The 22,048-nt window shown below is 38.5% G+C and carries 9 protein-coding genes; 6 read left to right on the top strand and 3 right to left on the bottom strand.

Features of this window, described 5'->3' with window-relative positions; all coding sequences use genetic code 11:
* Positions 1–122: 122 nt before the first annotated feature.
* The 6 genes from QNI22_RS22510 to QNI22_RS22485 all read left to right on the top strand — a co-directional run bounded on the left by QNI22_RS22510 (position 123) and on the right by QNI22_RS22485 (position 16,974).
* Positions 123–1,217, top strand: a complete 1,095-nt coding sequence (locus QNI22_RS22510; protein WP_314514095.1) for an AMP-binding protein — start codon at positions 123–125, stop codon at positions 1,215–1,217.
* A 643-nt stretch (positions 1,218–1,860) separates the two neighbouring features.
* Positions 1,861–4,929, top strand: a complete 3,069-nt coding sequence (locus tag QNI22_RS22505; RefSeq protein ID WP_314514094.1) for a SusC/RagA family TonB-linked outer membrane protein — start codon at positions 1,861–1,863, stop codon at positions 4,927–4,929.
* Positions 4,930–4,972: 43 nt separating this feature from the next.
* Positions 4,973–6,529: a RagB/SusD family nutrient uptake outer membrane protein gene (locus QNI22_RS22500; RefSeq protein ID WP_314514093.1), complete on the top strand. Its 1,557-nt coding sequence runs from the start codon at positions 4,973–4,975 to the stop codon at positions 6,527–6,529.
* Between the two features lie 190 nt (positions 6,530–6,719).
* Positions 6,720–10,091 carry a VCBS repeat-containing protein gene (locus QNI22_RS22495; RefSeq protein WP_314514092.1) on the top strand — a complete coding sequence of 1,124 codons (3,372 nt, stop codon included), beginning with the start codon at positions 6,720–6,722 and terminating at the stop codon, positions 10,089–10,091.
* 53 nt (positions 10,092–10,144) lie between these two features.
* Positions 10,145–13,465 carry a VCBS repeat-containing protein gene (locus QNI22_RS22490; RefSeq protein WP_314514091.1) on the top strand — a complete coding sequence of 1,107 codons (3,321 nt, stop codon included), beginning with the start codon at positions 10,145–10,147 and terminating at the stop codon, positions 13,463–13,465.
* A 44-nt stretch (positions 13,466–13,509) separates the two neighbouring features.
* Entirely contained in the window at positions 13,510–16,974 is a 3,465-nt protein-coding gene (locus QNI22_RS22485; RefSeq protein WP_314514090.1) for a VCBS repeat-containing protein, read from the top strand.
* Positions 16,975–18,154: 1,180 nt separating this feature from the next.
* On the opposite strand, the gene QNI22_RS22480 is transcribed toward QNI22_RS22485, so the two are convergent.
* From QNI22_RS22480 to QNI22_RS22470, 3 genes are all read right to left on the bottom strand, one after another.
* Positions 18,155–18,595, bottom strand: a complete 441-nt coding sequence (locus QNI22_RS22480; RefSeq protein WP_314514089.1) for a response regulator — start codon at positions 18,593–18,595, stop codon at positions 18,155–18,157.
* 355 nt (positions 18,596–18,950) lie between these two features.
* Entirely contained in the window at positions 18,951–19,439 is a 489-nt protein-coding gene (locus QNI22_RS22475) for a response regulator (protein WP_313985308.1), read from the bottom strand.
* 442 nt (positions 19,440–19,881) lie between these two features.
* On the bottom strand, positions 19,882–21,849 hold the full coding sequence (locus QNI22_RS22470) for a L,D-transpeptidase family protein (RefSeq protein WP_314514088.1): 1,968 nt from the start codon (positions 21,847–21,849) through the stop codon (positions 19,882–19,884).
* Positions 21,850–22,048 lie beyond the last annotated feature (199 nt).

Below are 22,048 nucleotides of genomic sequence, written 5' to 3'. Positions count from 1 at the left end.
TTTGTTTATGAGGTACTAACTTTTTTATACGATATTTTTAGTGCAGATTTGTCGTTGATGTTTTACGAAATCAGTGAAGACAAACTAGCAGGCAATTGATAAAATATTCTGGTTCTTAACTAATGGGGAGTGTCACATTTTATCACTCAAAGGTTACTTTATCCTTTGAGAAAATACAATCCGGGCCTTTGCAGGATAAACTAACCAATTATGAATGTATTGCCTGGCAGTTTTGTTGTGATTGGTTGGCAGGCAGAGAAACGTTTACTATCCATACATCAGGTTCTACAGGTATACCCAAAGCCATAGAGCTAGACCGAAAGCAGATAGCTGCCAGTGCTCTTATGACAGGCAACACGCTGAAATTGCAATCCGGATACACTGCCCTGGTAAATCTGAATGTTCAATACATTGCTGGCATGATGATGCTGGTGAGAGGTCTGGTACTGGATTTACACCTCACTATCTTGGAACCTTCTTCTTTACCTGTTGCAGAGCTGCCTGTAGAAAGTCGATTTGATTTTCAATCATATGTACCTTTACAGATTCAGACTATCTTGGAGAAGGCTCCTGAAAAAGTAGCCATTCTGAATACTGCTAAAGCTATTATTATAGGAGGAGCACCTGTTTCATCTCTGCTGAAAGATATGCTTCAGCACCTTTCAGCACCTGTTTACCAAACCTATGGTATGACAGAAACAGTATCCCACATTGCTTTACGAGGTTTGAATGGGCCTACTCACCATGATTATTATACTGCGCTAACAGGAGTAACCTTTGAAACAGATAATCGCAATTGCCTTATCATTCATGTGCCCTCACTAAATAATGATCCCATTATAACAAACGATGTAGTAGAACTAGTATCTGATACCTCTTTTCGTTGGAAAGGCCGATATGATAATGTCATCAATTCTGGTGGGGTAAAAATTCAGGCAGAGCATGTAGAACAGGTAATGCAGGGTATTCTTGCTGATATGAATTTGCTTCAACGATTCTTTATTAAAGGGATGCCACATCCAATATTAGGTGAGTCTGTAACACTTTTTCTGGAGATAGAAGATTTATCACCTGAAAATAAGGACCTTATCTTGCAAAAAGCCAAAAAATTACTTGCCAGATATGAGGTTCCCAGACAAATAATCTGTGTAAACCAATTCGCAGAAACTCCTACTGCTAAGGTAGATAGACAGAAAACCGTCTTACCTTTTCTTTGATCTTTTTTAGGATATTCTAATTAAATTAATTTGCGTGCTCATTAGTTATGTGTCTTCTCTTTTCCGAGGATTATATATGTCAGTCTGACATATATAATCCTCGGAAATATCCCTTCTCAGAACTTCTTATAGTATTGAGTAGATTTAGAAATTTCTAATCTCAATATGCTCCTGTTCTGCCTTCATTCTACAAATTAGATAAAGATTTTATAAGGATTCTGATTTGTTTTATAAGTTGACATTTATAGTAAGACTTTGATAAATTATATTTCATAAGGATTATGTATTTTTTGTATTCTATCCTTACTGTCCATAAATAATAGTGCTGTAATACATAGATAGCAGATTTAAAGGTAAATAATCTTTTTAGTGAATAGTACTTTATCATGAAGTGTTTGTTTGTATTTTTTATTATATGACTATACCATATTTAAAAAATTAAATATTAATCCTGAAGTTTATCCGAAAAGCGGGAATAATTATATTTTTCTTATTTTTTTTTAAATTATATAGGTTTTTCTATATTTGCGTACCATACACTACGTATGCCTAGACACAATTGAAGTAAGTATCATTTTGAGAGTATACCCTGTACAGTCAAAAAGATTATTTTTCACATCAATCACCCCTTTTATTACTTGTTATGAGCACAATTATTACGTTACAAAAATTAGGTAATCTGCCTGATGCTGGATACAAATCCACTTCATTCAGATTCTCTCCTTTGAGATTTCTATGGTTTTTGATTTTATTAGTGAGTACAACTGCATATGCACAAAAGACAGTGAAAGGTAAAGTATCAGATGCCGCTGATGGTTCTTCGTTGCCAGGTGTAAGCGTATCTGTGAAAGGAACTACTACTGGAACTACAACAGATGCAGGTGGTAATTATACTTTAAATGTACCTAGTGACAATACAACTCTGGTTTTTAGCTTTGTTGGTTATGTAAGTCAGGAAATAGCACTTGGAGGCAGATCTTCTGTTAATATATCACTGGCTGCTGATGTACAAGCATTACAAGAGGTTGTGGTAATTGGTTATGGTGAACAACAGAAAAAGGATGTTACAGGTGGTGTAGTTGCTGTAACTTCAAAAGACTTTAACCAAGGGGTGATTGCTTCTCCAGAGCAATTATTGCAAGGTCGTGCTGCTGGGATTCAAATGACTCCTGCCAGTGGTGAACCTGGCGCAGGAGTAAATATTCGTATTCGGGGAACTACTTCTGTAAGATCTGGAAACAATCCTTTATATGTAATTGATGGTGTACCTGTAAGCGGAGATGCTACTACAGATGGTGGGGCTGATTATGGATCAGGAGGTGGAACTTCTAAAAACCCTTTAAATTTCTTGAATCCATCAGATATTGAAAGTATTACTGTTTTAAAGGATGCTTCTGCTGCTGCTATTTATGGTGCTCGTGGTGCTAATGGCGTTGTATTAATTACTACCAAAAAAGGAAAAAATGGACAATCTATGCTTAATTTTTCTGCTTCTGGAAGTGTAAGTGGTACACTAAAACGGTATGATTTATTAAGTGCAAGTGAATTTCCAGATGCTTTAACCCGATCAGGTAATACTATAAATAATATCAATGTAAGAAATGGAAATACGGACTGGCAAAAAGAAATATTTCGTTCATCTTTTTCACAGAACTATAACCTGAACTATGGTGGTGGCAATGAGACCACGACTTATTATATGTCGTTAGGCTATTCAGATCAGCAGGGTATTATTAAAAATACAGCAATGACCCGTCTAACTGGACGTGTAAATGCCAGCCATAAGATGTTGAATGATAAGCTTAGAGTTGATTTACAATTAACTACTTCAGGTATAAAAGATCAATATGCTCCCATCGGAAATAATGCAGGCTATCAAGGAAGTTTGCTTGGGGCAGCCCTTCAGGCAAACCCTACATATCCAATTTATGATGAACAAGGACGTTATTTCACTCCTGGTAATTATGATGTAGCAGGACATCCACAAGGAGATTTCCGAAATCCAGTGGCAATGTTAAATATGATTCATGATAATAGCAATACTAACCGGACGCTAGGTAACATCAGCGCAACCTATCGTCTGATAAAAGGGCTTTCTTATAAAATTAATTTTGGTATTGATAATTCAAGTTCAGAAAGAGCTCAGAAAGTAGATCCTTATTTGACAGGATATAACTCAAATCAGGTAAATAATATAAATGTCTTTACCGGATTCAATAACATTCAGAACAGAACTACTACTTCCCGATTGGTTGAACATACCTTAAGTTATAATGAGAAGGTCGGTATTGGACAATTAGATGCAGTAGCAGGTTTTTCTTATCAGAAGTTTGAGAATAAAGGTCATTATATACAATCTGGTTATTTTCTGGATTCAACAGGCACAATTGACAATATAGGATATGTAAACAACAAGGATTATAAAGCATTCTTTGCTGGTGAAGACAAAAATGTTTTTGAGCTACAATCTTATTTTGGCCGAGTGAATTATAATATTAAGGACAAGTACATGTTGACGGCTACTGTTAGGATAGATGGATCATCTAAGTTTGGTAGTAATAATAAATATGGTACTTTCCCTTCTTTGGGGGCTGCGTGGCGCTTATCCAACGAAAGTTTTATTCCTCAGGGAATATTTGATGACTTGAAGTTGAGAGGTAGTTGGGGTATAACTGGTAACCAGGAATTTCCTGCAAACCTGACTAAAGCAACACGTAATGTTAATCCTAATAATGCTACATCAGATGCTGATAACGCGGCTAATGATAATCTGAAATGGGAGCAAACCCGTCAGTGGGCAGTTGGTTTAGACTTTGCTTTTCTTTCTGGTCGTTTAACTGGTTCCGTTGATTATTTCAATAAGAATACCAAAGATCTTCTCTTCCGTGATCTAAATGATAATCCTGTATCTCCTTCTCCTTATATCTGGCGAAATCTGGATGCTAATGTGTCAAACAAAGGATTTGAGTTTTCTGTAAACTATAAAGCTGTAGATAAAGGAGTATTCAGATGGGAAATTGCTTACAACCTGACACACGTTGTCAACAAAGTAGAAAAACTAGGTGGTAGCTTCAGACCAACAGGTGAAATCAATGGCCAAGGATTATCTGGTGCATATGCACAACGCATTCAACAAGGTTATCCATTATTTGCTTTCTTTGTACCTAAATTCTCTGGATTTGACGAAAATGGATTTGCTGTTTATCCTAATGGAGATCAACCTGTATATTCTGGTAGTCCACAACCTAAATTTACACATGGTCTGACAAACAACTTTAGTTATGGAAACTGGAATTTGAGTATTTTTATAAATTCGTCAACCGGATTCTATATCTATAATAATACAGCTAATGCATTGTTCTACAAAGCTGCATTAAATCTGGCTCATAACGTGACTAAAGATGTTGCTAATAACAGCGAGTATCGTTTTAATGCAGGTTCTGTATCATCTCGGTTCTTAGAAAAAGGTGACTTTATTCGTTTATCCAATGTAAATCTTGGTTATACTTTTAAACTTCCGGAAGCTAGCCAAGTTAAGACCTTGCGTTTATCTGTGACTGGGCAAAATCTATTCTTGTTAACAAAGTACACTGGAGTTGATCCAGAAGTGAATACCAATAAAGCATTGAATCAAATTCCGTCTTTGGGGATAGATTATACATCGTATCCAAGTGCGAGAGTCATAACATTTGGTTTAAATGCTTCATTTTAATACAAATAACTTATTCTGTTAGACCCAAAACATATACAATAAAATGATGAATTTTGGAAAAAAAATCTTATTACTTGGCTTGCCATTGACACTCATTCTGTCCAATTGTACAGATCTTGAGGACAATGTTGTGGGAAAGCCAGTAGATAATACAGAAACCGGTTCATGTTCAGCTGCAAAAGGTAATGCATCTGAAGCATTAGGTAGTGCATATGCTCGTTTAAATGATTTCTCTGATCAATCCAATGCTTATGCAATGGAAGAACATCCATCTGATGAAATGATGGGACCTACTCGTGGTACTGACTGGGATGATTTTGGAACATGGCGTAAATTACACCAACATACCTGGGATTCTCAACACAATCAGATAATTGCAGCATGGGATAACCTTAATAATGGTGTATATCGCTCTCTCCAATCAATATATTTTGCTACTCCAGCACAGACTCAGATTAAGGCAGAAGCAACCTTCTTAAAAGCTTTTTATAGCTTTTATATTGTTGATTTATATGGACAGCTACCTTCTACTGATTTAGCTAATACATGTGATGGTGCAAAGATCTCATCTCGTTCTCAGGCTGTTGATACATTAGTGAAAGATCTCAATTATGCTGTTGCCAATTTATCTTCAGGCTCAGCTGGAAAAGCTACTAAAGAGGCAGCTGAATTCTTACTAGCTAAAGTGTATTTAAACAAAGCTGTATATAAGCAAGATCCTCAAAGCCCGGCTGGCCCATATACTTTTGATAAAGCCGATATGGATAAAGTTATTGAATTATGTAATGCGATCATTGCCTCAGGTAAGTATGAACTGACTGCTAAAGGTAAATACTTCGATAACTTTCACTGGGAAAATGGTACTCGATCAAAAGAGTTGATTTTTACTGTAGAGAATAATGAGGGAAGTCCTATAGCAAATGCTCGTAACAGATATTATATGGGTTTGCATTACAATCAGATTCCTAGTGGCTGGAATGGATTTACTACTCTCGGTGATTTTTATAATAGCTTTGAAGCAACTGATGAGCGGGTTGGGGGAACCTATCCTGGAGTAACAGATAAAATTGGTTTGAATGTAGGATTCTTGGTTGGACAACAGTATGATAAAGATGGGAAGAAATTAAAAACCAGAGGTGGGGAAGATTTGATATTTACTCCAGATATCAATCTTTCAGCAGCAGGTGAGGAAAAAGGTATTCGTGTTGTTAAGTATGTTCCAGAACCTGGTAATTTGGATAATGGAGGTCATGATTATGTGTTTTTCCGTTATGCTGATGTATTATTGATGAAAGCAGAAGCTTTACTAAGAGGTGGTACTGATCCAAATGGGGAAACTGCTGCAAGTCTTGTCAATACACTTCGAACAACTCGTGGGGCTTCTACATTAGGTACTGTAGACTTAGCAGCAGTATTAGCTGAAAGAGGTCGTGAACTGTACTATGAAGGATGGCGCAGAAATGATCAGATTCGCTTTGAGAAGTTTTTGACACCTGTTGATCAGAGACCTGCTCAATCTGATGCTCATGTGGTTGTATTCCCTCTTCCTCAAAAGGTTGTTGATACAAATCCAACGTGGAGTCAGAACTTTGGTTACTAAAAAACATCGGCTTTTAATAAGAATCAAAACAGCAACCTACTCTGGTTGCTGTTTTGATTATAAATGCTTTATACAAATAATTTTAAGTTTGTTTGTCTCCCGGATAATCCTCTTCTTGGAAAAGTCTACGCCGATCAGGCTAATCAATACAACCACTTTTAACAAACTATACAGCCTGATTTTATTCCGAATGAAAGCTTTACATTATATATTCGTTCTGTTATGTGTGTCTTTTCTTGCTTGCCAGAAACAGAAGAAATCTGCTTTATTTATACAACAGAACTCTCAATACACAGAAATCACTTTTGCTAATCAGCTTACAGAGACAGAAGCACTCAATATCCTGAACTATGAGTATTTCTATAATGGAGGTGGGGTAGCTGCCGGAGATTTTAACAATGACGGAAATATAGACCTGTATTTTACAGGAAATATGGTTGACAATACCTTATATCTCAATACAGGAAATCTTCAGTTTAAGGATATTACGCAGTCTGCTGGAGTGACTGGCCGAAAAGGAGGTTGGAAAACGGGAGTAAGCCTTGTGGATATCAATTCGGATGGATGGCTGGATATCTATGTATGTTACTCTGGAAATCTGGGGCTGGAACAACGCCGCAATCAATTATTTGTCAATAATGGTAATCTGACCTTTACTGAAAAAGCACAGGAATATGGTCTGGATGATCCAGGCTATACTACACAAGCTGCCTTTCTGGATTACGATCTGGATGGAGATTTAGATTGTTTTATTCTCAATCATAATCTGAGAAGCTACGAACGAAATCCAGATGCCTCTGTTATGCGGAATAAACGGGATGATTATGCTGGCGACAAGCTTTTCAAAAATGAAAATGGCAAATTTACAGAGGTAACAGCTGAGGCAGGTATCAAAAGTAATCCACTGGGTTTTGGATTGGGACTAGCTATTGCTGATGTAAACAAGGATGGCCGACCTGATATCTATGTGGGTAATGATTATGTGGAAGATGATTATCTCTACATCAATCAGGGAGATGGTACATTTAAGGATTTGCTACAGGAAACGCTGGATCATACGTCCCGCTTTACAATGGGAGTGGATATTGCTGATATAAACAACGATAGCCGACCCGATATCTTTACACTGGATATGCTTCCGGAAGATAACCTTCGCCAAAAGCTATTGGCTTTTCCTGACAACTGGAATAACTACCAGTCTATGCTTGCCAACGGATTCTGGCATCAGAATATGCGGAATATGCTACATCTTAATCAAACTGTAAATGTTTCCAGTTACAATGGTGTTGGCAAAGTTTCCTATAGCGAGATTGGGCAAAGTGCAGGTATATCCAATACAGACTGGAGCTGGGCTGCTTTGTTTGCAGATTTTGATAATGATGGCTGGAAAGACTTGTTTGTCACCAATGGAGAAGTGAAAGACTTTACCAACTCTGATTTTATCAAGTATACAGCTGATGAAGAAATGAAAGCTTCTGCCGGACAGCCCCATGAGTCGCTTATGGAACAAATCCATAAAATGCCTTCTTCACCTACTCATAGCTACATTTTCAGAAATAATGCCAATCTGACCTTTACAGACCAATCGGTAAAGTGGGGATTTGAGAAACCAACTATTGCCAATGGCGCTGTCTATGTAGATCTGGACAATGATGGAGATTTGGATATTGTAACTAATAATAACAACGAACAAGCCCGAATCTATAAAAATACAGGCAGAGATGTAAACGAAGAGGGTAGCTCAGATGCAAACCAATCCAATAAGCAGGCAAAAAGTAGTTTTGTAAAGATTAAGATAAAAGGCCCGAAGCAAAATCCATTTGGAGTACATACCAAAGTCTATGTAACTTCTGATTCTCTGACACAATACCAGGAAGTCTCTCCTGTAAAAGGCTTTCAATCTTCTATGTATGATGCGTTGCATTTTGGGTTGGGAACAAATCAGAATCCGGTGAAAATTCACGTTGAATGGCCAGATGGAAAATGGAAGGATTCTACGATTAGTGTAGTAAATAAAGCTATAGAGATTAGCTATGATTTGTATGCTTTCCAACGCATAGTACATAAATCCATAGATAATAGTCTGTTTCAGGAAACACCAGATATACTACGTTACACACATAAAGAAAATTACGCCAATGATTTTGCCCGTCAGATTTTACTTCCTTATCAGTATTCATATTCAGGCGTACGAATAGCTAAAGGAGACATCAATAACGATGGATTAATGGATCTGTATCTGGGAGGAGCCAGAAACCAGGTTGGTAAGATTTTTCTGCAGCAAAAAAGTGGCTTGTTTAGTGAGATTCGAACAGATGCCTTTGTACAGGATTCAATCTATGAAGATAAAGATGCTGTGTTTTTTGATGCTGATGGCGATAAGGACCTTGACCTGTATGTAGTAAGTGGAGATTTTTCACAACGTAAGAATACTACAGTGCAACAGGATCGTTTATATATTAATGATGGAACCTGTCACTTTTCACAAAGTAAAACGGCATTGCCTGCAGAAACCGCCAATGGTTCCTGTGTAAAAGTATTGGACATCGACAATGACAAAGACCTGGATTTATTTATAGGCGGTACTGCTACACCTAATGAATTTCCTGCAGCAGATGCAAGTTTCATACTACTAAATAATGGGAAAGGTAGTTTTACATCTGTCCCTCTTTCTCATTTTAAGCTGGGCTTAGTAAGTGATGCTTTTGTAATGGATCTAAGTAAGGATGGTTTTTCTGAAATCGTTATCGTTGGTGAATGGATGTCACCCAAAGTCTTATCCTTTAAAAATGGACAGGCCACAGTACAGGATTTGCAGATTAGAGATGCACGATCTGAGCAGCAATGGTTGAACGGATGGTGGAATCGCATTGCTGGAGATGACCTGGATGGAGATGGAGACTTGGATCTGGTACTGGGTAATTTAGGAAACAATTGCCAGATGAAGCCTTCTGTTACCTATCCTATGAGAATGTATGCAGGAGATTTTGATAAGAATGGCATTATAGATCCGGTAGTGAGCTATTATATTCAGCAAAAACAATATCCTGCTATTAGTAGGGATGAGTTACTGGAACAAATTGTTTCTTTGCGAAGAAAATATACCAATTATCAATCCTATGCAGAAGCTACATTGGAAGATGTCTTTTCTGAAGGTGAATTGAATAATGCTATGACCTATCGCATTGATTTTACAGAAAGTTGTGTATTGGAAAATACTCCTCATGGATTTGTTTTGCATTCATTACCTTCTCAGGCTCAGTATGCTCCTGTATATGCGATTGCAATGGAGGATATTAACAAGGATGGCAAGAAAGATCTGCTTCTGAGTGGAAACAATTCGTATTATCATCTTCGAATTGGAAAGATGGATGCTAACCACGGGTTTGTATTTCTGAACAAAGGAAACTTTCAGTTTGACTATATAAGCCAGTCTCTTTCTGGTTTAAATGTTAAGGGAGATGTGAAAGATGTACAAGTTATAAATAATTCTACCTGGATATTTTCTGTAAATAACGCGCCTGTACAAGTCTATCAGCAAAAGGATGTAAGGCCATTGTAATATTTTTGGATATGCAGTTCTATTCCATTTTTACTAAAAACGAACCGTTTATTATGCGAAAAATAGTTTGGTTATGTGGGGTAATAGCATTGGGAAGCTGTTCGACTAAAAAAGAAGCGCCCAAAGACCCACTTTTTGAAGCACTACCTACCGAAAAAACGCATATTGATTTTGTCAATAAAGTAGATAATACCTCTGATTTTCACATTTTCAATTACCGTAATTTCTATAATGGGGGAGGAGTCGCCATTGGTGATATTAATAATGATGGCCTGGCAGATATTTTTGTTACCTCCAATTTTGGTGATAACCAGCTGTATCTGAATAAAGGGAATTTTGAGTTTGAGAATATCACAACAAAGGCGGGGGTTGCTGGAAAACGTGCCTGGAGTACCGGTGCAACATTTGCAGACGTGAACGGCGATGGATTACTGGATATTTATGTGTGTAATTCAGGGAATCGCAAGAATGATGATCGGGCCAATGAGTTATTTATCAATAATGGTAACCTGACATTCACAGAGAAAGCAATACAGTATGGCTTGGATGATCAGGGATTTTCTACACATGCTGCTTTCTTTGACTATGACCGGGATGGCGATCTGGATATGTATCTGCTCAATAACAGCTTTACACCTATCAGCATTTTGCGTGATGCAAATATTCGTTTGCAGCGTGACAGACTGGGAGGACATAAATTCTTCAGAAATGATGGCGAGCGGTTTACTGATGTAAGTGAACAAGCTGGTGTTTATGGTAGTCTGATAGGTTTTGGTCTGGGTATCACAGTCGGAGATGTTAATAATGATAACTGGCTGGACATCTATATTTCTAATGACTTTTATGAAAGAGACTATCTGTATATCAATAATCATGATGGAACTTTTACAGAGTCTCTGACCAAAGAGATGGATCACATCAGTCTGTCATCTATGGGGGCTGATATTGCAGATATAAACAATGATGGCAATCTCGACATTTTTGTAACGGATATGTTGCCAGGTAGTGATACTCGTCTGAAGACCATGATGACATACGAAGACTATGACCGGCAACGGTTATTGGTGTCAAAAGACTTTCACTATCAGTTCAACCGGAATATGCTGCATCTGAACAATGGAGATGGAAGTTTTAGCGAGGTTGCTGCTTTATCTGGAGTGCATGCTACAGATTGGAGTTGGGGGGCTTTATTGTTTGATATGGATAACGATGGGTTGAAAGACATTTTTGTAGCCAATGGAATTGCCAAGGATTTAACAGATCAGGACTTTGTAAATTATCTGGGTAGCGAAGAAACAATGCGGCAGGCATTGGAAACTGGCTCGACTAACATTCCGGATCTGATCAATAAAATGCCTGTACAGCCAATTCCCAACTACGCTTTTAAAAACGAAGGCAATCTCCGTTTTACGAATACTGCTTTTGACTGGGGATTAGCAGATCCTAATTTTTCCAATGGATCAGCCTACGGTGATTTGGATAATGATGGAGACATGGACCTGGTAGTAAGCAATATAAATTCCCCGTTGAGCGTATTTAAAAATAAAAGCTCAGAAAAGCTTAAATCACACTACCTGAGAATAAAGTTAAAAGGATATCCCAAAAATCTGAGTGGTATTGGTACTAAGGTATGGGTACATCAGCAAGGTACTACGCAATACCTGCAACAGATGCCTAATCGGGGGTTTCAATCGTCAGTAGATCTGGTGATGATCTTTGGTCTTGGAAAAAATCCCAAGATAGATTCTCTCACGGTTGTATGGCCGGATGATAAAAAACAGATACTCACCAATGTAACCGCAGATAAAGATTTGACGCTTGATCATGCTCAAGCAAATCTGGTCTGGAAACCAGATGCATCTGCTAAAACAACTTCGTGTTTTGTAGATGCTACTGTAGCTTCCAATCTGAATTACATTCACAAGGAAAGCAATTTTGTAGATTATAATAGGGATGTATTACTCAAGCAGATGTATTCTACTCAGGGACCTGCATTGGCAACCGGAGATGTCAATGGAGATGGTTTGGAGGATGTATATCTGGGAGGAGCTGCAGGACAACCCAAGAAATTGTTTGTGCAGGGAAAGAACGGAACTTTCTCAGATACCCAAATGCCTGCACTGGCTCTGGATTCAATCTATGAAGATGTAGATGCTGTGTTTTTTGATGCTGATGGCGATAAGGACTTTGATCTGTATGTAGTAACAGGAAGCAATGAGTTTCTCAATGGCTCTCCTGAACAGCAGGATAGGTTGTATCTGAATGACGGCAAAGGCAATTTGACCAGAGATACCAGACTTCCATCCATTGCTGACAATGGTTCCTGTGTAGCTGCTACTGACTTTGATCAGGATGGTGACATCGATCTGTTTATTGGGGGAAGAATGATTCCGGGTAAGTATGGATATGATGCACCTAGCTATCTGTATGTCAACGATGGTACAGGTAATTTTAAAAATTACACCAAACGTTACCTGCCTCAAAGTGAACTTGGCATGATTACAGATGCTGTATGGCAGGATGTAAATGGAGATAAATACCCAGAACTTATTCTGGTGGGTGACTGGATGCAGGTTACCATCTTTGAAAACCAGAGAGGGAATAAGTTGGTACGTGAAAGTAAATCAGCAATTCCTGACTCAGAGGGTTGGTGGACTCGAATCAGGGCTGCTGATATTGATACAGATGGAGATCTGGATTTTATTTTGGGTAACTGGGGTGTGAACTCCCGTATCAAAGGAGATACTGCTACGCCCGCTAAACTATATGTATCTGATTTTGATAAAAACGGGAATGTAGAGCAAATCATTACTTGTGTAGCGGAAGATGGCAAGAGCTATCCTATGGTATTAAAACACGATTTGCAGAAACAAATGCCTGAGGTGAAGAAGAAATTTGTAAAGTATGCAGACTTTGCAGGAAAACAAATTGATGAAATATTCAGCGAAGAACAATTGCAATCGGCCATTGTAAAGCAGGTAACCAATGCCAATACTAGTTTGCTGATAAACGATGGCAACTTCCGGTTTACACTAAAAGCCTTACCATTGGAAGTACAGTTTGCTCCTATTTTTGGAATAGAGACTTTGGATTACAACGAGGATGGAAAGCTGGATATTTTACTTACAGGCAATTTCTATAATGTAGTACCAGAAATGGGACGTTATGATGCCAATCATGGATTAGTTCTGGAAGGAAAAGGAAAAGGTAATTTTGAAGTGATACGTTCCGCCCAATCTGGTTTCTACACACGAGGTCAGGTGCGTCGTATGCAGAAGGTCAAAACAGCAGGTGGTAAGGAATATATTATTCTTGCCAAAAACAATGATCCACTTCAGGTAATAGCAGTTAAAAAGCAGGGAAGGCTGCAGTAGGGAAGAAGTACAAACATAAACCACTCATTTTCACGATTAATAGTATGCGATATTTATATAATAGGATTGCAGGTGCGGCATGTTTTTTACTGGCTATATATAGTTTCACAGCGTGCAATCCTAAAAAGACCAATGAGAATGCTTTATTTCAGAAACTGGATTCTACACAAACCCGGATAGGCTTTACAAACAAACTACCCGATTATGATGAAAAACTGAATATACTGGAATATTTGTACTACTACAATGGAGCAGGAGTGTCCGCCGGAGATATCAACAATGATGGATTAACGGATTTGTTTTTCGTTTCCAATCAGGGAAAAAATAAACTGTATCTCAATAAAGGAAATATGCAGTTTGACGATATTTCCGAAAAGGCAGGAGTGGAAGGATTTGCTGACTGGAAAACAGGGGTAACAATGGCTGATGTAAATGGCGATGGCCTGCTGGATATTTATGTATGTGCAGTTGGAAATTACAAGGGACTAGAAGGTGCCAATGAGTTGTTTATCAATAATGGTGATCTGACCTTTACTGAAAAAGCAGCAGATTATGGACTGGACTTCACAGGCTTTGCTACACAGGCTGCTTTTTTTGATTATGACAAAGATGGAGACCTGGATATGTATCTGTTGACTCATGCTGTACATACTGCCCGTAGTTACGAATACGTTTCAACCCGTGTATTTAAAAACAACGAAGCAGGAGACTATTTGTTTGAAAATACAATGATCAAAAAGAGTGGAGATACATCAGCTTCAAAGAATACAAAAAAGTTTGTAGATGTAAGTGCAAAAGCTGGCATCTATCAGGCCTTAATGGGGTATGGATTAGGCATTGTGGTATCTGATCTGAACAACGATGGATGGGATGACATTTATGTTGCTAATGATTTTCATGAAGATGACTATTACTATATTAATAATCATAATGGCACCTTCACTGAAACTGTAAAAACGGCTATTCCACACTTGAGTCGTTACTCTATGGGAGTGGATGCTGCTGATATCAATAATGATGGCTTTTTTGATCTTATGAATCTGGATATGTATCCGGAAGATGAGGTAACTGAAAAGTCATCAATGGGTGAGGATCCATTGGATATTTATTTAAACAAACTGAGTTATGGGTATCATCATCAATTTAGCCGTAACTGTCTGCAGCTAAATTTCTCAGGCAAGCGGTTTGTTGATGTGGCTGCATTGGCTGGCGTTGTAGCTACAGACTGGAGCTGGTCCCCTTTGCTGGCTGATTATGATAATGACGGTATCAAAGATTTGTTTATCACAAATGGTATTGTGAAACGCCCCAATAACCTGGATTATCTCAAATACATTTATACAGACTCAATCAAGTATGCCATGATGAACGGTATGAATGTGTATGATAAACAGGCTATTACACAGATGCCTGAGGGAAAGGTCCACAATTATATCTTCAAAGGAACCTCTTCTTTACAATACCAGGATAAATCTGCTGATTGGGGGATGGGAGAGGCTACTATTGCGAATGGTGCAACCTATGCCGATCTGGATAATGATGGCGACCTGGATCTGATTACCAACAACATTAATGAACCTGCCAGTATCTACCGAAATCAAACTCGAACAGGTGAAAAAACAGAGAATACCTCCTCACCAAAGTACACAGAGACAAACTATCTGAAGGTAAAGCTACAAGGGACAGCTCCCAATACGTTTGGAGTAGGTGCTAAGGTTACATTAATCCATAAAGGAAAAAAACTGGTGCAGGAACTGATGCCTACCCGAGGCTTTTTGTCTTCTGTAGATCCTGTTCTGGTCTTTGGCCTGGGGCAAACAACAACCTTGGATAGTGTGATAGTTATCTGGGGAAATGCAAAAGCAGAAGTGAAAACTCAGGTAAAAGCGAATCAGCTTCTGGTATTGAAACAGACAGATGCTCAGATAGAAGAAACGGCATTGTTTTCGCCTGCACCAACGCCTGTTTTTCAGGATATAACAGAGCTGCTAAAGCTGGACTATAAACACAAGGAGAATTCATATTATGATTTTAACCGGGAGATGTTGATGCCGTTTAAAGTCTCAACAGAAGGCCCTGCACTGGCTATTGGTGATGTAAACGGAGATAATCTGGATGATTTCTATGTAGGAGGTGCTAAATGGCAATCCGGTAAGTTGTTTGTACAAAAGGCAAACGGGACATTTACCGCAAGTTCTTCCAATGCTGTGTTTGGGGCTGACTCACTTTATGAAGATGTAGACGCTGTATTTTTTGATGCCGATGGCGATAAGGATCTTGACTTATATGTGGTAAGTGGGGGTAATGAATTTTATAATACTATGCCTGAGCAGTTTGACCGAATCTATCTAAATGATGGAAAAGGCAACTTTAGCTGTGGAAAGGATAATCTGCCTCCTATGTATACCAATAAGTCTTGTGTGCGACCTATTGATTTTGACCAGGACGGAGACTTGGATTTATTCGTAGGTGGAAGAGTTATGGCGTATGCCTATGGTAAGATCCCTGATTCCTATTTACTGGTGAATGATGGCAAAGGGAAGTTTACCGATAAAACTACTCAACTAGCTCCTGATCTCCGGAAGGCGGGAATGATTACAGATGCTATCTGGACAGACATAGACAAGGACAAGGATCTTGATTTGTTGGTCGTAGGGGATTGGATGAGTCCAACCATTTTTGAAAACCAGAAAAACACATTTAAGAAGTCTGCTCTGTCATTTAGTCTGGAAGGTATGGGTTCTCAAAAACAGAATACTGCCTCCCTGAATGGCTTCTGGCAGTCTGTCGCTGCTGCTGATTTTGATAAAGATGGGGATTGGGATTTTGTACTGGGTAATTTGGGTACCAACACAAAACTGCGGAAAAGCGGTGATGCGTCTGCACTCAGAATGTATGTGAAAGATATAGATCATAATCAGACCCTGGATCAAATCGTAACTTACAATCGAGGAGATGACTGGTTTACTATTGCATCCAAAGACGAACTGGGGAAACAATTGCCTTCTGTGATCAACAAAAAATTCAGAGATTTTAAATCATTTGCGGGAAAACCAATTAATCAGATATTCTCAGAGAACGATCTGGATAGCGCTGAAATCAGAGAAGTAAATACATTTGAAAGTGTGTATCTTGAAAATGCCGGAAAGGGACAATTTAAGGTCAAAGCGTTGCCTGTAGAAGCGCAATTCTCTAAAATATTTGCATTTGCCATAGAAGATGTCAACTCTGACACCAATCCGGATGTGTTGCTGGGTGGTAATTTCTATGGTATTAACCCGTATCAGGGTCGTTATGACGCTAGCTATGGCTTATTGCTGGAAGGGAATGGCAAAGGAGGATTTCGTTCTGTACTTCCAACAGAATGTGGCTTTTTCTTGGAGGGAGAAGTCAGAAGCATTAAAAAGCTGAAAACCAACGAAGGAACTCTTTTCTTAGTGGCAAGAAATAATAACTCTCTACAGATACTCAAGGAAGTAAAACCTTTACTCTCTGTGGCTAAAAAATAGAGTATCGTTACAATGGATTGTGGCAGGTTGTATTTAAACAAAATCAGCGTTTATGCTTTTGAAAAGAGTATAGACGTTGATTTTGTTTTTGAGAACTCTCATTCTGAGTTGGTTTATTGTTCCTTTCGTCATTCTTCTTGCGGCTCCTTCTTTTTTGCTTGCTTGTATTCATCATTGTTATAATCCAGAACATTTCTCTTCCTATCACCTTGTTACTTTTTTTTGCCCAAAAGCAGGGCACCAAATGAGAGTTTGGTGAGCCAGTCTGTGTGTGAGCAAAAAAGGGCACTTTCTACCGAACCTCCCCCGCACAGAGCCATGGGCTTTCCCTTATCTTGTCCCATATCTTTTCTGGAAATATGGTTTGTCAATAAAGAAAAAATACTTTTCCTGTCCTTCTGAAAGGAACATCCACACGCTGTCCTCCTGAAAGGATCTCTTGACAAATAGAGCCATGCTTACCGTTTGAGGAAAAAAATATCTCCAGTAGGAAAAGCCGCCGGTCTTGTCACGGGATCCTTACAGGAGGACAAAAAAGGGTGTAAGGGCACAAAAAAGAGATTATCCCCTAAAAGCTGCAAAATTGAAAAAGTTATGGGACAGGATAAGGGGCTTTCCTCGCGGCAGAAAGAGGCCTAGCGCACAGCTACAGCGGTTCGCATTTAAAGGGATCATATCTCTCTTTGTTTCATCTAAAATATAATCGTAGACTTTTTCTTATACTAATTTTAAATTATAACTGCGTAAAAAGTCGCTCACTCAGCCAAGTAACTACTTTCATCCGATCTCTGACCGGTTAGGAATACACATACTCAATTTTAATTTGGTATTATAACTTAATTAGCACATGATACAAAGCGATTATTAGTCACTTCAATCGTGTGCGGTTGTGTAGGTGCGTAGGCAATCCTTTTCCCGCGAGGTTGGCCTTTGGCTTGTGGGCGGGAGGTTCGGGAAAAGGTGCCCTTTTTTGCTTCGTTTTTTGGGCAAGCAAAAAATGAAGAAGCCTAGGGAAGAATCATGAAAAAGATTATAAACAATGATGAATACAAGCAAACAAAAAATGAATAGATCAAGTCCGGTAATCTTAGAAAACAAAGGAAGAAGAGTAAGAGACAAAAGCCAGAGCCTATACTTATGAAAAGAATGTAAACTCTAACTTTTTTATAAAAGAATCTATTTAATAAAGATTTCGCCGATAAACAGGCCCTTTTACATTCGTAATCCAGTATGTATGAATCGTTTGTACAAGCTGATGAAGTCCTTCCTCAGTAGATGGCTTAATTAAATAGGCATTCACTCCAAGATTATAACTTCTCACTATATCTTTGTCTACAGATGAAGAGGTAAGGGCTATAATAGGAATAGTTCTCAATGCAGGATTGCTTTTTACTTCCTTAATTACTTCAAAACCATTTTTTAGTGGCATATAAATGTCGAGAAGAACCAGCGACGGGAGCTGAGGGGTTGTTTCAAGATAGTGTATAGCCTCCTGTCCGTTGGCTACACCTATAATCTCACAGTTGGAAATTACCTGTGTCAGCAACTGAATCAATAACTCTCGGTCTTCACTATCGTCCTCCACTACTAAAATAGGGTGAGTAACGAGTTTGTTTTTCACAAAAAATAAAAGGTGGTGTAAGAGTAGATTATTATAGCAAATATACCTATAAACTTCATTAACCAAAATAGTGTCTTTTCAGAAGATTTGATCTTCTGTTTAGCGAAGAGTTTACCTTAGATGTAGTAACTAGACTATAGAAAAAGAGTCCAGGCCAAAAAATGGACCAGGTCGCAGCCCGGACTTTATCTTTACTGTCTTAATTTAATTACTATCAGCTACCTCACAGACAAAAGGTATGAGCGATATGGCGATTGCTGGTTTTCTTTTAGATAGGTAATGTAAAATGAAAAAACTGATTACTAGTATAGATTAGTATAGCTGTTTCTATAAGGTATAAGTTAGTTGTAAAATATCATTTGTGTGTTACAGGTGTATTTTCTTTTTCTACAGAGTCCATTGAACAAGGATGTATCTTTTTACTGACAAGTACTGAGTTAAGCCAGGTAAGATACACAGATTGAATTACTTCCAGCAGATCATCGTATGAGTCAGGTTTTACCATATAGTTGTCTGCACCTAGCTGATGTGCTTCAGATACATAGTGTTCTGTACGGGCAGTCGAAAACATACACACACAGATCTGTTGCCATATAGGATGTGTTTTCACTTCTTTAAGTACCTGCAATCCGTTTTTTCTGGGCATATTGACATCCAGTAACATCAATCCAGGCAGATCCTTTTGTATGTCTGATTGAGATTCAAGTTTGTAGAGATAATCAGTTACCTCACTGCCATCCTTAAAAAAGAGGACAGGATTAGGTATGTTTTGTTCTGCAAAAGCCATCTTCAGTAACAGGCGGTCGTCGGCATCGTCATCAGCTACCAGGATAGGTAATGACATAAGTGCATCATAATCACTCACTGTATAATAAGATTAGTATGTTCATAAAGGGATATAAAAGCTTATACTTTGCGAGACATTATCCAATATAGAAACCTATGTACTGCATCTACCTACAGCGTAGTGTATCTATGAAACTTCTACAATGATAGAATATATGTGAACATATTCTGAGAATAATGCCTGCGCCAACTGGTAAGCCAATCACAATAACTTAGAATACGATTGATAGCTGGGTTAATTCTGGTAGAAGAATTTATAAAAAACTATGCGCAGGTTGTTTATACACTTTGAAAGAGAATTAAGTAAAAGAGAAACAGGGATTTATAAGGAACCTTGTTATAGATTGAGCAACAGAGAAGACCTTTCCTAAAGAAGGTGTGTAGATTTTTTTCTACATATTCCTTAGGAAAGGTTTCCCCGCTAGTGTAATCTAATCACATTAGTGCGAAAAAAGTGAAGTAAGCGAAAGGTTTGATTTCTTTTCGGGATGAGGCTTATTCACTATAGGTTGTATCATAGGTTTTGCCGGAAGAGACATGGCTGCAGTTTGCATAACATCATAGCCATAGATATCGGGGCAAAAATACAAACGACCCTGGCGAACAAAAGCCGTTAGATAGAGTGTGGTAACCGCAATTGGTTTTTTTAGATCTATTTTTTCCGGTGTTATTACTGTATCAATTTCGTCCTCATCTTCATCCGCCAGCATTGCAAGCTGAGTTTGTTCTATAATCTTTTCCTCTGTCCATTTGCCTGTGCTTTTCAAAAGATAATAAGCCAGTTTGAGTGGGTTTTCAACCCGAACGCATCCATGGCTATACGCTCTATCTTTGACATTGAAAAGACCTTTGGCTGGTGTATCATGCAGATAGGTATCATAATGGTTTGGAAACAAGAACTTAACTTTTCCCAACGCATTTTTGTCTCCTGGCTTTTGAGCAATTTTATAGGTAAAGTTATCCGTAGAAATGGTATCCCAGTCAATCATGGAAACATCAACCAAGGGTGCACCTTTCTTCCATGACTCATATACTTCAAATTCATTTTCTTCCAGCATTTCAGGTGTCTGCCGGATTTGAGGCAACATCTCATTGACAGCTATGGATTGAGGGATTACCCAGTCCGGATTCAATATAATCTGTTCAAGAGTATCTGTAAGTATAGGAGTTGGTTTGTTAGGCTTTCCTACGACAATCCGGGTTTCCCACACCTGTTTATCCTGATCCCATACCCGAAGACTGAACTCCGGAATGTTAATCCATACACTCTCAGAAGGATACTGTCTGGGAAGCCAGCGAAGACGTTCCAGATTAAGCGCCACTTGCTGAATACGTTTTTTCAGAGGTACTGCCAGTGCCGTACGGGTTTCTTTTGTCAAATTACCTGTTACCTGCAAACCATAACGCGCTTGATAATTTTTGACTGCATCAACTACGGTCTGATCGTATACGGTACTTGAGAGATTTGTTGTGGATGCCGCCAGATCCCCTTCTGCTATCAATCGTTGTTTCAACTGTTTTACAGCAGGGTTATTACTACCTTTATGTAGTGATTGATTGATGGTTACAGCAGGCCATCCTCCTTTTTGTTCTTGTATGCACAGCTCCACAAACTTTTGCTTAAGAGCTTCATAGGAATAATATTGATTAGATGGAAGCAATTGTGTCAACGAGGCTTGCAGATGATTTTCTTCAAGGGCTTCCTGCAGATTTTTAGACAAGGCAAACGGGTAAGAGACAGATTGCCACATGGTGTCAATTTTACCTGGATCTACTCGCCCCCATAACATATGCGATGCATATAATAGATAAGAGGCAGTTGCTAGTCTATCCAGATGGGCAACATCTTCCGGTTTGCTTTTGAGTGTGAGTGTACTACGTAGCTTACGCAATGTATCCAACTGGTAAGAGGTAGTATCAAATCCTTCCTGACCAGACTGAGATAATACAGTTACTAGAGAATCTACTAGGGCCGTATTTCCTTTCTCTCCAATCCATGCAGGCAGATACATCCGGTTTGTGTAAAATGTATCCATTACTGCAACCAGAATATTTCTGCGAAACTCCTGTGGAAAGTATCGGCGGGCAGTTTCATTATTCAGTGTAATACTTAAGGGTTTGGAAGCCTCTTCTCTCAAAGCTTCCCAGCGATCAGTACGACTTCTGAGCAACTGGCGAACAGAAGGAATTGTCAGTAATAAAGCAAATACTCCCACAACAGCTATCCCTGTCAGAATACCCTTTTGATATTTCTGAACAAAAGGTGAGGTAAGGATGATTTTTTTCCAATGCACAAACCAGGTATATACTGACTGCCACCCTTGTTTTAATTTTTCTTTGAAAGATTTATGGGGTTGATGCGAAGAATACCTGTCTGAATTATTGGCTGAATGATTTATTTCTTGCATAGTTTTCATAGTACATAGTCAGAAACACTATTCAAGAAAATAATGCCTTTTGTTTTTGTAACAGTAATAGATTGATTTTGAGGTTTTTTGTTGAATTTTAATAGAAGTGATGCAACGATTACCTAAAAGAGTGATGCTTGTTTTCTACAAAAAAGTGGAAGTTTACTCATGCATATAGGTATAGCCATAGATGTACTCC

The organism is Xanthocytophaga agilis, from assembly GCF_030068605.1.
GTDB lineage: Bacteria > Bacteroidota > Bacteroidia > Cytophagales > 172606-1 > Xanthocytophaga > Xanthocytophaga agilis.
Note: the sequence above shows the minus strand (reverse complement) of the source record. Positions and strands in the feature narration are given on the sequence as shown.